Source organism: Neisseria weixii, from assembly GCF_002327085.1.
Taxonomy (GTDB): Bacteria; Pseudomonadota; Gammaproteobacteria; order Burkholderiales; family Neisseriaceae; genus Neisseria; species Neisseria weixii.
On the sequence record NZ_CP023429.1, the window covers coordinates 130,181 to 143,161 of the forward strand.

Genomic DNA, 12,981 nt, shown 5'->3' on the forward strand with positions numbered 1-12,981 from the left:
TACGGACGGGAAACACGTCTGAAAATGAAAAAACGGTTACCTGATTGTTCAGGTAACCGTTTGGATGGGGTGGCCGGTATTTTGCAAAGGTCTCAAGATGACAGCAGCGGATTCGAGTTTGCACAAGATATGCTGCAAGGCGATGTGACTTATGCCATTAATTTTGACCGGATTCAGTTTCACCCTGAAAAAGGTTATCTGATTTTCAAATATTTGCGTTGTCACGAATCGTAATCGGTCAATCCACACACCTCGCATCCGAATCGTTATTTTTCAGAAAAACAAATTCAAATTTTTGTCTTTATTCAAAATCGCCCAAGATTTGAACGCCACTTTATATTTGGTCAATTATGCGGCAAAAGGTACGCCGCACGCGGATAAAGTGCGTTTGATGAAGGTGGTGAGTGTGAAAGAAGGGCGCAGCGAGCCGGTAGAAACGATGAATGTTGAAACCACACGCGAAGCATTCAGTGCATAGTTTCGTAAGCTGAATCGGGAATGCTGTTTAGGGTAAGAAAAGGCCGTCTGAATTTCAGACGGCCTTTTCTAAATGAGTCAAATTAATCTTTTACAAACGATACACCGTTTAATTGCGAATTTAAAATCGCGGCGCGCAAAGCGGTCAATGCTTTCGGGCGCACGAAATTGCGACGGTAGGCCAACACTACGCGACGAGTGGGGCAGTGCCTTCAAACGGAATGATGCTGAACAATAAGTGATCGTTTTCCGTCAAAGCGGTGGCCGGCATCACGCTGATGGCCAAGCCGCTGGCAACCATGTGGCGGATGGTATTGATGGAGCTGCCTTGCAAGGTGTTGGTCAAACCTTGGATTTTCTGCTTGGCGGCCAATTCCGAACAGCTCGACAACACTTGGTCGCGCATACAGTTGCCCTCGGTCAGCAGTAAAACCTGTTCTTCGGCCAGCATCTGCGGCGTAATCGCATCCAATTCCTCGAAATGGTGGCCTTTGGGCACAATCACGAAAAACGGTTCATCATAAAGAGGCTCGGTCACAATGCCTGGCTCTTGAAATGGCTCGGCCACCACCGCGGCATCCAAATCACCGCGTTTGAGCGATTCGGTGAGTGTGTAGGTGTAGTTTTCTTCGAGCATCAGCGGCATTTTCGGTGCGGTGTCGCGCAAAGAAACAATCAATTTAGGCAGCAGATAAGGTGCGACGGTAAAAATCAGCCCCAGCTTAAATGCGCCTTCCAATTCGTTTTGCTCTTCATTGGCCAAGTGCTTGATTAGATCAGCTTCTTCCAACACACGGCGGGCTTGGGCAACGATGCGTTCGCCTGCTTCGGTGGTGATGATGTCGTTGCTGCTGCGGTCAAACAGTGAAACCGACAGCTCTTCTTCCAGCTTTTTAATTGCAATGGAAAGGGTGGGCTGGCTGACAAAGCAGCGGCGTGCGGCACGCCCGAAATGGTGTTCTTGCGCAACGGCTACGATGTAACGCAATTCGGTTAAAGTCATTCAGCAGCCTTTTTCTGTTCAGGCAGGGTAATGTTCAGTTCAAGAACGTCCAAGCCGTCTTGTTTCTCTTGGGAAATGCGGATGTCGTTTAAAGAAACATTCACGTATTTAGACAGCACTTCCAACAATTCTTTGCGCAGGGTCGGCAGGTAATCCGGCGCGCCGGTACCGTTTTCGTTGGCACGCTCTTGTGCGATGATGATTTGCAGGCGGTCGCGGGCAACTTCGGCGGTTTTGGCTTTTCTGCCGAACAGCTTATCTAACAAAGACATGGCTTAACCTCCGAACAAACGTTTGAAGAAGCCTTTTTTCTCTGCTTCGAGGAAACGCATTTCGCGGTTTTCGCCAAGCAGACGGGCAATCACATCTTTATAGGCTTCGGCAGCTGCCGCGCTGTTTTGGTGGATGACCGGTTCGCCGGCGTTGGATGCCTGTAGTACATTTTCAGATTCAGGAATTACGCCAAAAGCGGAATACGCAGAATGTCGCAAATGTCCTGCACCGACAGCATCTCGCCTTTTTCCACGCGTTCCGGCGAATAGCGGGTAATCAGCAGGTGCTCTTTCACGGTGCCGCCTTGTTCGGCCTTACGCGACTTGCTCTGCAAAATGCCCAAGATACGGTCGGAGTCACGCACGCTTGATACTTCGGGGTTGGTGGTGATGATGGCTTCATCGGCAAAATACAGCGCCATCAAGGCACCTTGCTCGATACCGGCCGGCGAGTCGCAGATGATGTATTCGAAGCCCAGTTTTTTACCGGCCAATTCTTCCATCACTTTTTCCACACCTTCGCGGGTCAGCGCGTCTTTGTCGCGGGTTTGCGATGCAGGCAGGATGAACAGGTTTTCGCAGTTTTTGTCTTTAATCAGGGCTTGGTTGAGTGTGGCTTCGCCTTGAATCACATTGATTAAGTCATACACGACGCGGCGCTCGCAACCCATAATCAAGTCGAGATTACGCAAGCCTACGTCGAAATCGATTACGGCGGTTTTGTGGCCGCGCAAGGCCAAACCGCTTGCAATACTGGCGCTGGTGGTGGTTTTGCCTACGCCGCCTTTACCTGAAGTTACTACGATGATTTTTGCCACGATATTTCCTTTTTCAAATATTAAATTTAAGATTTTAAAACATTATTCGGTGTCGATTGCACTGATGACCAAGCGGTTGTCTTGCAATGAAACTTGCACCGCGCGTTTGTGCAGGTGTTCGGGTAAATCCTGCTCGAAATTGCGGTAAATGCCGGCCACGGAAACCAATTCGGCCTGCATGGAATGGATAAAAATACGCGCGTTGGTATCACCTTTGGCACCGGCCAATGCACGGCCGCGCATAGGGCGTAAATGTGGATGTTGCCATCGGCAATCAGTTCCGCACCTTGGCTGACGATACCGGTAACGATTAAATCGCCGTTTTCCGCGTAAACCTGCTGACCCGTGCGCACAGGGGTACTGATCAATACGGTTGGGTTGCTGATAACGGTGGTGGATACGGCTTTAATGCCGGCCGGTTGTAATTGTGGCGGTTGTGGCGTATCGGACTTCTCACTGCGGCTGAACACCAAATGATAGCGCACAGCATAAGCCGCCCATGCTTCATTGTCGTGGCGCAAGCCCAAAATCTGCATGCCGTAGCGGGCAAACAGCGAAATTACAGCTGCCAAGTCTAATGATTCCGGATGTTCGAAATCCTGTACATCCAAAACAAAGGGCACAATTTCCAAACCTTGATACTGGCCGGTACGCTGGCGCAAAAATTCTTCTAATTCGGTCAAATCTGCGGTGTGCAGATGAATAGCCAACACATCCAATCGTGCCGACTTAACGTCAAACGCGGGTTTCATAGTGAGTAAACAATAAAAAAATTTAATGACGTAAGTTTACCGTGTTAATCTAAGCTATTCAATCTGTTTAGGCCGTCTGAAATGAAAAAAATATTCCATATCGTAGGCGCAGGCAGCGTTGGACAAACTTTTGCCGCTTTATTGAGCCGTCCTCCCGATTGGCAGCTTTCCCACATCTCAGCAACAGCCTGCCGCCGAATGCTTTTGGAGCAACGGTTTTAGCGGATATGAGCGATTTGCCGCCGGTAGATGTGGTCATTATCGCCACGCCGGACAATGCCATAGAAGCTACTGCCGAACGCCTTGCCCGTGAGGTCGAATTGTCCCCGCAAACCCTGGTGCTGCACTTGAGCGGCGCCAAAACCATACAGGTTTTACAAGCGGTTACGGCGCAGGGTGCATTGGCGGGCAGCCTGCATCCGGTGTTTGCCTTTGCCAATGTCGAACACTCGGTGGCGCATTTGGCCGGAAATTTGTGCGCCATCGAAGCGGAGCATGCGCAGGCTGTCGAGATTTTGCAACAATTAGCCAACGCTTTAGGTTTAACCGCGTTTGTGATGCCGTCTGAATATAAAGCGCGTTACCATGCGGCGATGACGGCAGAAGAGCAGGCGGCCTACCGCGTGTGGGCGCAGATGACTTTGAATTTGGCCGCAGCAAGATTGGATAAACAATCGGTGGAAAAAGTTCAGGCGGTCTTAAATTCGGGAATAAAATCTGTTTGAGGCAGCTTGGACGTACCGCCGCATGATGGCTTGATGCGCGGCTGAATTTAAACGCAATCAAGGCCGTCTGAAACCTGACAAATGGTTTCAGACGGCCTTGATTCATTGCTTAAATGCATCACTATTAGTTTTGTGGCATTGGTGGCATGTCAGGGCGTGGCTCACCTTGCATGTTCGGCTGACCCGGTTGGCTGCTTTGGGCTTTGCGGCGGCACGTTCTTGCTGGCGTTTTTGTTGGTTTTCCAGTAATTGTTTTTGCTGTTTGGCTGTCAACACTTGGAAAATATCGTGGCGCTCTTTCAAGCGTTTCACTTCCATATCGGCCATACGTTGTTTGCGCTCGGCAGCGTGTTGTTCAAATTCGGCCTGACGCTCGTTAACCAAACGGCGGGCAGCGGCTTCGTCGAAATTTTTACCGGTAATCAAGGCTTGCTCAGCGGCGCGGCGTTGCTGCATTTTCTGCTGGAACTCGGCACGTTTGGCAGCATCAGGCGCTTGACGTTTGTCGGCTTGCTGCGGACGGTTGGCTTCCATGATTTTTTGGATTTGCGCTTTTTGTTTGCTGCTCAGGTTTAATTCTTGCAAATCGCGCGGCAATTCGCCTTTTTGATACATTTTCTGACCGTGTTTGTGCATGTGGCCGTGTTTGGCCGGACGGCTGTTTTGCGATACGGCATCAGCGGCGCTGGCGACACCGGCCAGACCGATTAAAGAAGCAGCGGCAACGGCAATATATTTTTTCATCATGAGGTTTGTCCTTCGAAAAGTGTTTGAGGAGTGTTTTTGGGGAGAAACAAGATGAAACGAATCATATCGCCCGCAGCGGTTAATGAGTGTGCGGGTTAGGTAAACACTGTTTGCAGATGGGTTATGGATTGTCTAAAGAGTGAACGAAAGCGTAAGGAGCCGGATCTTTGTACAATGCCTATCTTGGGTAGGTTTTTTTATGTTATACGCCGCTTGAAAGTTTAACTATCTTAATGATATGCCTGAATTTTTTGTGTTATATCCACTTTGCGCTTTATGTAAGTTGGTAATTGTCAGGGTTTCAGGCCGTCTGAAAAAATCATCAATAAGTTAATTTTTTGGTATTCAAGTTAAATAAAAACAGCGCATCGCTTAGTGATGCGCTGTAGGGATAATGCTTAAGCATTTAATGATGGATGTCCAACACTTTAGCGGTATGGCTGATGATTTCTTCGGCAAATTCGGGATTGTCGTTCAATTTTACGCCATAGCCCGGTATCAGCTCTTTCAGACGGCCTTGCCATGCATCTTTGCGTTGCGGGAAGCATTCGTTGACCAAACGAATCATCAGCGGCACGGCAGTTGACGCACCCGGTGACGCACCCAAAAGGGCGGCCAAAGAACCGTCTTCGTGCATCACCAATTCGGTACCGAATTGCAACACGCCGCCTTTTTTGTTGTCTTTCTTAATCACCTGCACGCGTTGGCCGGCGGTAATCAGTTCCCATTCGTCAGGATTGGCGTTCGGGTAGTATTCCAGCAGCGAGGCAATGCGTTCTTCTTTGGTTTTGCGCAATTCGCCCAGCAGGTATTTGGTCAACGGCAGGTTGTCCCAACCGGCGCGCAAAATCGGCAGCAGGTTGTCGCGGTGGATCGACATCGGCAAGTCCATCATCGAACCTTGCTTCAGGAAATTGGGTTTGAAACCGGCATACGGGCCGAACATCAAATAACGTTTGCCGTCAACATGGCGGGTATCCAAGTGTGGTACCGACATCGGCGGCGCACCGACCGATGCCTGACCATATACTTTGGCGTTGTGGCGCGAGGCGGTTGCTTCGTTGTTGTTGCGCAGGAACAAGCCTGATACCGGAAAACCGCCGTAGCCGCGGCCTTCCGGGATGCCGGATTTTTGCAGCAGAGACAATGCGCCGCCACCCGCACCCAAGAAGACAAAACGGGTGCGCAGAGTGAGTTTTTGCGTATTGTCTCGCGTGTCGCTGGTTTTGATGGCCCAAGCGCCGTCGGCTTCACGGTTGATTTCTTCTACATGGCGGTTGCATAACAATTTCACGCCGCGACTGGTCAGGTTTTCAATCATTTGGCGGGTGATGTTGCCGAAATCGACGTCGGTGCCTTCTGCCGAGTAGTTGGCGGCAACCGGTTGGCTTTCATTGCGGCCTTCGATGACCAGTGGCGCCCATTCGTGTATTTTATTGCGGTCGGTCGAGAACTCCATTTTCTCGAACAATTTTTGTTTTTTAAACGCGTCAAAACGTTTGGGCAGGTAGGCGCAATGTTCGTCGGTCATCACAAACGACATGTGCGGCACGCTATTGATAAACGAATTGTCGGCCATTTTGCCTTCGCTGACCAAAGTCGCCCAGAATTGTCGGCTTATCATGAATTGTTCGGCAATATTCAATGAGCGTTCGGGTCGACAGTACCGTTGCTGCCCAACGGGGCATAGTTTAATTCGCACAAAGCCGAGTGGCCGGTACCGGCATTGTTCCAAGGGTTGGATGATTCTTGCGCAATATCGTCAAGGCGTTCGACAATGGTGATTTCCCAAGAGGGTTCGAGTTCTTTGAGCAGAATACCCAAAGTGGCACTCATGATTCCTCCACCAACCAATACAACGTCAGTTGCTTCAGTCATAGTTATACTCCTAAAGGATAGGCAATGATTTGCCTTTATGATTTTCCGTATTGGCGTCATCTGTGCATATACAATTGTTAACAACGCATATCCTTAGAATTTAGTAGATTTCGCGCAGAAATGCAAAGATTTTATGAAAGAAAACAGTGTATTCGATGATGCAAAGGCCGTCTGAAACATTCAGACGGCCTTACCGGATAAGGGATTGATTACTTATGTATTAAAAATCATTAATATCAAAAAAATTTAGATTTTCAAAAAAAGTCAAAATTGGTAAGTGTGTTTGCACTTAAAAATTACACAATAATCGCACCGAGTGAGTCGGTTGGTTTGAATGCCGCCAATACGCCTTCGATGATGCCGACGATGGTCGGGATGCCGGTCCAGCAAAACACGGCGTAAAACAAACCCATCCACACACGGCCGGCGCAGAATTTATGTACGCCAAATGAGCCAAACAATAAGGCCATGGCGACATAAAGCGCTTTGTTGCAGGTATGGGGATAAGACGAGGCATAAGAAAAAGACGGTTGCATAATACCCTCCTTAATAATAGATTGTTCTTGTTCTTGACAATGAGTATATAGGGTAGAACGTGGCAGACTCAAGGCCGTCTGAAACAGGTTTACTTGAATTTATGCGTGTTTACGAAAAGATTTGAATCAAACTAAGAATAAAAATTCTTTTGTGTGCCGGCAATAACGGTTACATTGCGCGATTGTTTATTTTTCAACGGCATAATCAGGGGGCAGCAATCGCGATTTTCTTTCCGCGAGATGTTGCAAGACACGATTATCAAAAGCCAAAACAAATTTATGGCCGGCGTGAAAAATGTTGCATATTCTCAGCTTTGTTTCCATATCTTGGAGGAACCGGGCTGCCGGTTCGCCATTTGTCGGTGCATCTTATCCTGTATGTCTGTAAGCCTTTGCCGCAAGAATTATTTTCGACTTAAAGTGGATCATGATAAACGGCGTTTGCCCTGAAATTGGGTAAGCATGGTTTTGTTTGCACTGGTTTAAAAGAGTTTGCAAAAGTTCCAGGCCGTCTGAACGCTTAAAACCTCCATTCGCCCTGTTCCGAAATAAAACCGTCTAAAGCAATATCGTGCGGCTCAATGGGTAACTCTTCGACCAATTGGCAACCGAAGCCCACCCCTATGGTTTGAGCGCGCAAACGGTATTTCATTTGCGCCAAAGACGCATCATAAAATCCGCCGGCCTGACCCAAACGGTAACCCCGTTTATCAATGCCGACAATTGGCACCAGTAATATATCCAAACGATGCGCGCGCCGTTTTTCACCGGCAAACTGCGGAATAAACAATTTAGCTTGGCCGCGTTTGCGTTCGGGTTGTTGTGTTTGATTGGCTAAGTAAGGCGTAAACCACAAGCGGCGGCTGTGAGGTTCGATATAAGGCAGATAAAGCTTCGCCCCGCGTTTTAAGGCCGTCTGAATAAAATCGTCCAAACGCAATTCCTTACCAATCGGCCAATACACACCGATGTGGCGGCCTTTTTTGATGTGTCGCTTCAGCAGGCGGTTGATGGTTTGCGTAGCGGCAGCGCGTTCGCCGGGGACATTTGCGCACGCAAACGGCGTAAGCGGCGGCGTAATTCGGTTTTATCGAGATTCATTGGGCTTCTCTGTTTGGGCAGATGGGGCAGATTTGCGATAAAATCCGCTTCTCTTGCTATGAGGAACACGATTATGTGGCATATCGTCATTATCGGCTATTTATTTGTGGCGGTGATGTTTTCCGCTGCCCAGCCCAGCATTGCGCGTGCCTTGATTTACTTGTTTTTTTGGGCTGTGTTGCCGATGATTTTTTTATCATGGGTGGTGGTCACACGCCGCCGCAATCGTTTGATGAAACAGGCCGGCAGCGCCGAAACCGAAGGCTTAAAGCAGAAAAAAGAGGCGGCAGGGCAGGCGCAAAATCCTGATGCGGAATGATTCGGCTGAGGCGATTCATTAGGCCGTCTGAAAAATCCGACAACGCGTAAAATAAAGCACGACATTTCCCTTTTCAGACGGCCTGTTATCCTATATAATTCTCGGGCTTTTGATTTTAAAAGTAAATTTCCATTTTTTAAACTATGCCCACTTTCGCCGAAGGGTGCTTGGTTGAAGCCAAGTTCTATGCGATTGAATGTGTGCTCTTAACCCTTTCAAATTTAAGGAATATTATGTCTCAAATTACCATGCGTCAGATGATTGAAGCCGGTGTTCACTTTGGCCACCAAACCCGTTTCTGGAACCCGAAAATGGAACAATACATTTTCGGTGCGCGCAACAAAATCCACATCGTCAATTTGGAAAAAACCTTGCCGATGTTCCAAGACGCGCAAGAAGCGGTTCGTCGTCTGGTTGCCAACAAAGGCACCGTATTGTTTGTCGGTACCAAACGTCAAGCACGCGAAATCATCCGTGAAGAAGCGACCCGCGCAGACATGCCTTTCGTTGACCACCGTTGGTTGGGCGGCATGTTGACCAACTACAAAACCGTCAAACAGTCTATCAAACGTCTGGAAGAAAAAACTGCTGCCTTGGAAAATGCTGCCGAAGCCGGTTACAGCAAAAAAGAAATTCTGGAAATGCAACGCGAGGTTGAGAAGCTGGAACGCTCTTTGGGCGGTATTAAAAACATGAAAGGCTTGCCTGACGCCATTTTCGTGATTGACACCGGTTACCAAAAAGGTACTTTGGTTGAAGCTGAAAAATTGGGTATCCCTGTGATCGCCGTTGTTGATACCAACAACAGCCCTGACGGTGTGAAATACGTAATTCCGGGTAACGACGACTCTGCAAAAGCCATCCGTCTGTACTGCCGCGGTATCGCCGACGCCGTTTTGGAAGGCAAAAACCAAGCCTTGCAAGAAACCGTTGCCGCTGCCCAAGCTGCTGCTGAGTAATACAGCGACGAAAGAGGGGCTTTTAGCCCCTTTTTTCAGATAGTCAAGCGCGGCTTAAGTGCTGCATTTCCCGATTCCAAATAAAGCTGATTGGCTTTATTTTCCTAAAAATTCAAGGAGTTTAACATGGCAGATATTACTGCAAAAATGGTTGCCGACCTGCGCGCCGCTACCGGTCTGGGTATGATGGAATGTAAAAAAGCGTTGGTTGAAGCCGAAGGCAACATGGAAAAAGCCGAAGAAATCCTGCGCATCAAATCAGGCGCGAAAGCCGGTAAATTGGCGGGCCGTACTGCGGCTGAAGGCGTATTGGCTTATGCCATCGAAGGCAATGTGGGTGCTTTGGTTGAAGTAAACTGCGAAACCGACTTTGTAGCAAAAGATGCCGGCTTTGTGGCCTTTGCCAACTCTGTGGCCAAAACCGCTGTTGCTCAAAAACCTGCCTCAGTAGAAGCTTTGAGCGAAGCCGTTGAAGCCGAGCGTAAAGAAATCATCGCTAAATTGGGCGAAAACATGTCTGTACGCCGTTTTGAATTGATCGATACCCAAAACCAACTGACCGCCTATATCCACGGCGCATTGGCGACTGAAGGCGTATTGGTTGAATTCAAGGGTTCTGAAGATATTGCCCGCAAAATCGGTATGCACATCGTAGCTGCTAAACCAGTTTGCGTTTCAGAAGCCGAAGTAGATGCCGCAACTGTTGAAAAAGAACGCCGCATCTACACCCAACAAGCCATCGAGTCTGGCAAACCTGCCGACATCGCCGAAAAAATGGTCGAAGGCCGTATCCGTAAATTCTTGGCAGAAATCACTTTGAACGGCCAACCGTTCGTGATGAACCCGGATCAAACCGTGGCTCAATTCGCTAAAGAAAACGGTACCGAAATCATCACCTTTGTCCGTTACAAAGTGGGTGACGGTATCGAGAAAAAAGAAGTTGACTACGCTGCCGAAGTAGCCGCTGCTGCTAAAGTGTAATCAGCCATGAATAAGAAAGCACCTGGATTCATCTTATTGAATCATGGTGCTTTTTTTTGAGATATTTTATTCAAACGGCCTATCGATTGATATGAAATACAGGCTGGAACCTTTGCCCCCGGAATTGAGAGCAGTTCAAAGTTAGAGCTGCGCAGAAAGCGCAGGCCTATCATCAAGACAGGCAAACTTTCGCTCAGCGCATAACGGCGAAATGTGCCAAAGGTGCGGATTTTGCAGAAGTCTCTGGCCGTCTGAACACCGAATGAGTTGATCACGCATTAAACCATGCTTTGATTTATCCACAGAAAAATACTAAAATTTCAGAAAATTCAAAGCTTTTATTCTTGTTGGACCACTCATTATTACATACATCCAAGTACTCTTATTTTTATATTGAATGCCGTCTGAAAATCTAATTCCGATGTTCAGGCGGCCTCTGTAAACCCCGTAAAGAAAAGGCATTCCCATGACCCAGCAAGTAAAATACAAACGCGTATTGTTGAAACTCTCAGGCGAAGCCCTGATGGGCAAAGATGCGTTCGGCATCAACCGCGACACCATTATGCAAATTGTCGGCCAAGTCAAAGAAATCGTTGATTTGGGTGTGCAAGTCGGTGTAGTGGTCGGCGGTGGTAATATTTTCCGCGGCGTATCTGCAAAAGCCGGCAGCATGGATCGTGCCACGGCCGACTACATGGGTATGATGGCTACCGTGATGAACGCCTTGGCTTTGAAAGATGCCTTCGAATCACTGGGCTTGAAAGCCCGTGTGCAATCTGCATTAAGCATGCAGCAAATCGCCGAAACCTATGCCCGCCCGAAAGCCATTCAGTATTTGGAAGAAGGCAAAGTGTTGATTTTCGCCGCCGGTACCGGCAACCCGTTTTTCACTACCGATACCGCCGCTGCTTTACGTGGCGCGGAAATGAACTGCGACGTGATGCTGAAAGCCACCAACGTTGATGGGGTATATACCGCCGATCCGAAGAAAGATCCGTCAGCCACCCGTTACGAAACCATCACCTTTGACGAAGCGCTGAACAAAAACCTGAAAGTGATGGACGCCACTGCATTTGCCTTGTGCCGCGAGCGCAAACTCAACATCGTCGTGTTTGGCATCGCCAAAGAAGGCGCGCTGAAAAACGTGATTTTGGGCGAGGACGAAGGCACATTGGTGCATTGTTAAGCCGTTGTTGAACAGCCGAATGCTTCATGAAGATAGGCCGTCTGAAATGTTTCAGACGGCCTTTGTGTTTATTTGGTATTGCTGCGGAAATGATAGGCGCTGATTTCAAAACCGTTTTTGAAATACAGGCGGTGTGCATTCATACGGTCTTGGCTGACATGCACATTCAGATGGATTTTGGCCGCACCGACTTCTCTGCCGATTCTGCGCACTTCATCCAACAGGCGTGAAGCGTAACCTTTGCGGCGGCTTTGCGGCATGGTCACGAGGTCGTCGATGTGGATATGGTGGCCGCTGGCGAGATTGTAAGTTTCGTGGAAACCGACCACGGCAACGGCATTGTGTTTACCTTCTTCAAAAATACCCAGCAAACGGTAACCGGCAGGGCGCTGCTGCTGGTTGATTTGCTCGACGAAGCGGTTGATGTCGGTCAGGCTGGAACGCAGCATGCTCAAGGCGGCAAAGGCGGTAGCCGTTTCTTCCGGCATGATTTCGCGCAATACGCTGGTTTCGGCGGCGGAAGCGGCAATATCTCGTTGGGATTCTGTGGCGTGTTTTTCTTCAATCGCTTGCGCCAGCATGACTTTTTCATCAGGTTTGTTGTTGGCCGCTTGCTCTTCCAGCAGCGCTTTACAGTCGATGACGCGCAAATCGTTGTCGGAGGCGAAATCCATCAGGAAGCGGAACATCGGTGGATTGATGGTTTCCAGTTCTTTATCCACCGCTACGCAGCGCACTTTATCCACCAAAATCGGGCGCACCCATTTCGAGTAAGACAAGCGGTTGTCTTTGTCGAACGAAGACAGGATACCGCATAAACGTTCCGACCAGTCGCTCGGGCGGAAAACGCGGCCGGAGCTGGTGGTGCCGTGAATGACAACTTCGTAAGGATTGCAAACTAACATGGTGTCTTCCTGAAAGATTTGTTCTTCTGAATTATAACTGACTAAGCAGCTTTTCTTCAAAACATTGCGGTAAAAAATTTTACAAAATCAACAAGATTCAGGCATGAAAAAGCAAATTTCAGACGGCCTTCAGTGGGGTGATAAATGGGGTTGAATGATTTTGTTGGTCTGGTTTTGATGTAATTTTTATGATTTTCTTTTGGTTTTTTATATATCTTTTTCAGATAATTTTTTTATTTCAAACAAAAACAATATGTTAAATTATTTATTGTGATTTTTTATCAAATTGTTTTGTAAAATTGCTAACAATCTATTGATTCTT

Annotated in this window: 11 protein-coding genes and 5 pseudogenes; 7 read left to right on the forward strand and 9 right to left on the reverse strand. The window is 48.2% G+C overall.

Annotated elements, in window-relative coordinates; all coding sequences use genetic code 11:
* The first annotated feature begins 24 nt into the window (after positions 1–24).
* Entirely contained in the window at positions 25–234 is a 210-nt protein-coding gene (locus CGZ65_RS00695; protein WP_096294459.1) for a hypothetical protein, read from the forward strand.
* Positions 235–295: 61 nt separating this feature from the next.
* Positions 296–478, forward strand: coding sequence for a hypothetical protein (locus CGZ65_RS00700; protein ID WP_096294460.1), 183 nt, complete (start codon positions 296–298; stop codon positions 476–478).
* 82 nt (positions 479–560) lie between these two features.
* Here CGZ65_RS00700 and CGZ65_RS00705 read toward each other — a convergent pair.
* The 4 genes and pseudogenes from CGZ65_RS00705 to minC form a co-directional block, all read right to left on the reverse strand.
* A pseudogene (locus CGZ65_RS00705) lies at positions 561–1,480 on the reverse strand (hydrogen peroxide-inducible genes activator).
* Positions 1,477–1,752, reverse strand: a complete 276-nt coding sequence (gene minE, locus CGZ65_RS00710; RefSeq protein WP_096294461.1) for a cell division topological specificity factor MinE — start codon at positions 1,750–1,752, stop codon at positions 1,477–1,479. Before minE ends, CGZ65_RS00705 begins: the two are co-directional and overlap by 4 nt.
* A gap of 3 nt (positions 1,753–1,755) precedes the next feature.
* Positions 1,756–2,570, reverse strand: a pseudogene (gene minD, locus CGZ65_RS00715) (septum site-determining protein MinD).
* Between the two features lie 42 nt (positions 2,571–2,612).
* Positions 2,613–3,322 (reverse strand): annotated as a pseudogene (minC, locus tag CGZ65_RS00720) (septum site-determining protein MinC).
* Positions 3,323–3,480: 158 nt separating this feature from the next.
* Here minC and CGZ65_RS00725 point away from each other — a divergent pair.
* On the forward strand, positions 3,481–4,047 hold the full coding sequence (locus CGZ65_RS00725) for a DUF2520 domain-containing protein (RefSeq protein WP_123804665.1): 567 nt from the start codon (positions 3,481–3,483) through the stop codon (positions 4,045–4,047).
* Between the two features lie 102 nt (positions 4,048–4,149).
* Here CGZ65_RS00725 and CGZ65_RS00730 read toward each other — a convergent pair whose 3' ends face one another.
* From CGZ65_RS00730 to CGZ65_RS00745, 4 genes and pseudogenes are all read right to left on the reverse strand, one after another.
* Positions 4,150–4,794, reverse strand: coding sequence for a Spy/CpxP family protein refolding chaperone (locus CGZ65_RS00730; RefSeq protein ID WP_096294463.1), 645 nt, complete (start codon positions 4,792–4,794; stop codon positions 4,150–4,152).
* Positions 4,795–5,200: 406 nt separating this feature from the next.
* Positions 5,201–6,672, reverse strand: a pseudogene (locus CGZ65_RS00735) (malate:quinone oxidoreductase).
* A 296-nt stretch (positions 6,673–6,968) separates the two neighbouring features.
* Entirely contained in the window at positions 6,969–7,208 is a 240-nt protein-coding gene (locus CGZ65_RS00740; RefSeq protein ID WP_096294464.1) for a TM2 domain-containing protein, read from the reverse strand.
* A 520-nt stretch (positions 7,209–7,728) separates the two neighbouring features.
* A pseudogene (locus tag CGZ65_RS00745) lies at positions 7,729–8,309 on the reverse strand (5-formyltetrahydrofolate cyclo-ligase).
* Between the two features lie 73 nt (positions 8,310–8,382).
* On the opposite strand from CGZ65_RS00745, the gene CGZ65_RS00750 reads away from it, so the two are divergent.
* The 4 genes from CGZ65_RS00750 to pyrH all read left to right on the forward strand — a co-directional run bounded on the left by CGZ65_RS00750 (position 8,383) and on the right by pyrH (position 11,754).
* Entirely contained in the window at positions 8,383–8,628 is a 246-nt protein-coding gene (locus CGZ65_RS00750; protein WP_096294465.1) for a hypothetical protein, read from the forward strand.
* A gap of 233 nt (positions 8,629–8,861) precedes the next feature.
* On the forward strand, positions 8,862–9,587 hold the full coding sequence (gene rpsB / locus CGZ65_RS00755; RefSeq protein WP_096294466.1) for a 30S ribosomal protein S2: 726 nt from the start codon (positions 8,862–8,864) through the stop codon (positions 9,585–9,587).
* Positions 9,588–9,713: 126 nt separating this feature from the next.
* Entirely contained in the window at positions 9,714–10,568 is an 855-nt protein-coding gene (tsf, locus tag CGZ65_RS00760) for a translation elongation factor Ts (RefSeq protein ID WP_096294467.1), read from the forward strand.
* Positions 10,569–11,034: 466 nt separating this feature from the next.
* A complete protein-coding gene (gene pyrH, locus CGZ65_RS00765; protein ID WP_096294468.1) occupies positions 11,035–11,754 on the forward strand; it encodes a UMP kinase in 720 nt (239 codons plus the stop codon).
* Positions 11,755–11,822: 68 nt separating this feature from the next.
* Here the strand turns inward: pyrH and CGZ65_RS00770 are convergent, their stop codons facing one another.
* Entirely contained in the window at positions 11,823–12,659 is an 837-nt protein-coding gene (locus CGZ65_RS00770) for a GNAT family N-acetyltransferase (protein ID WP_096294469.1), read from the reverse strand.
* Positions 12,660–12,981 lie beyond the last annotated feature (322 nt).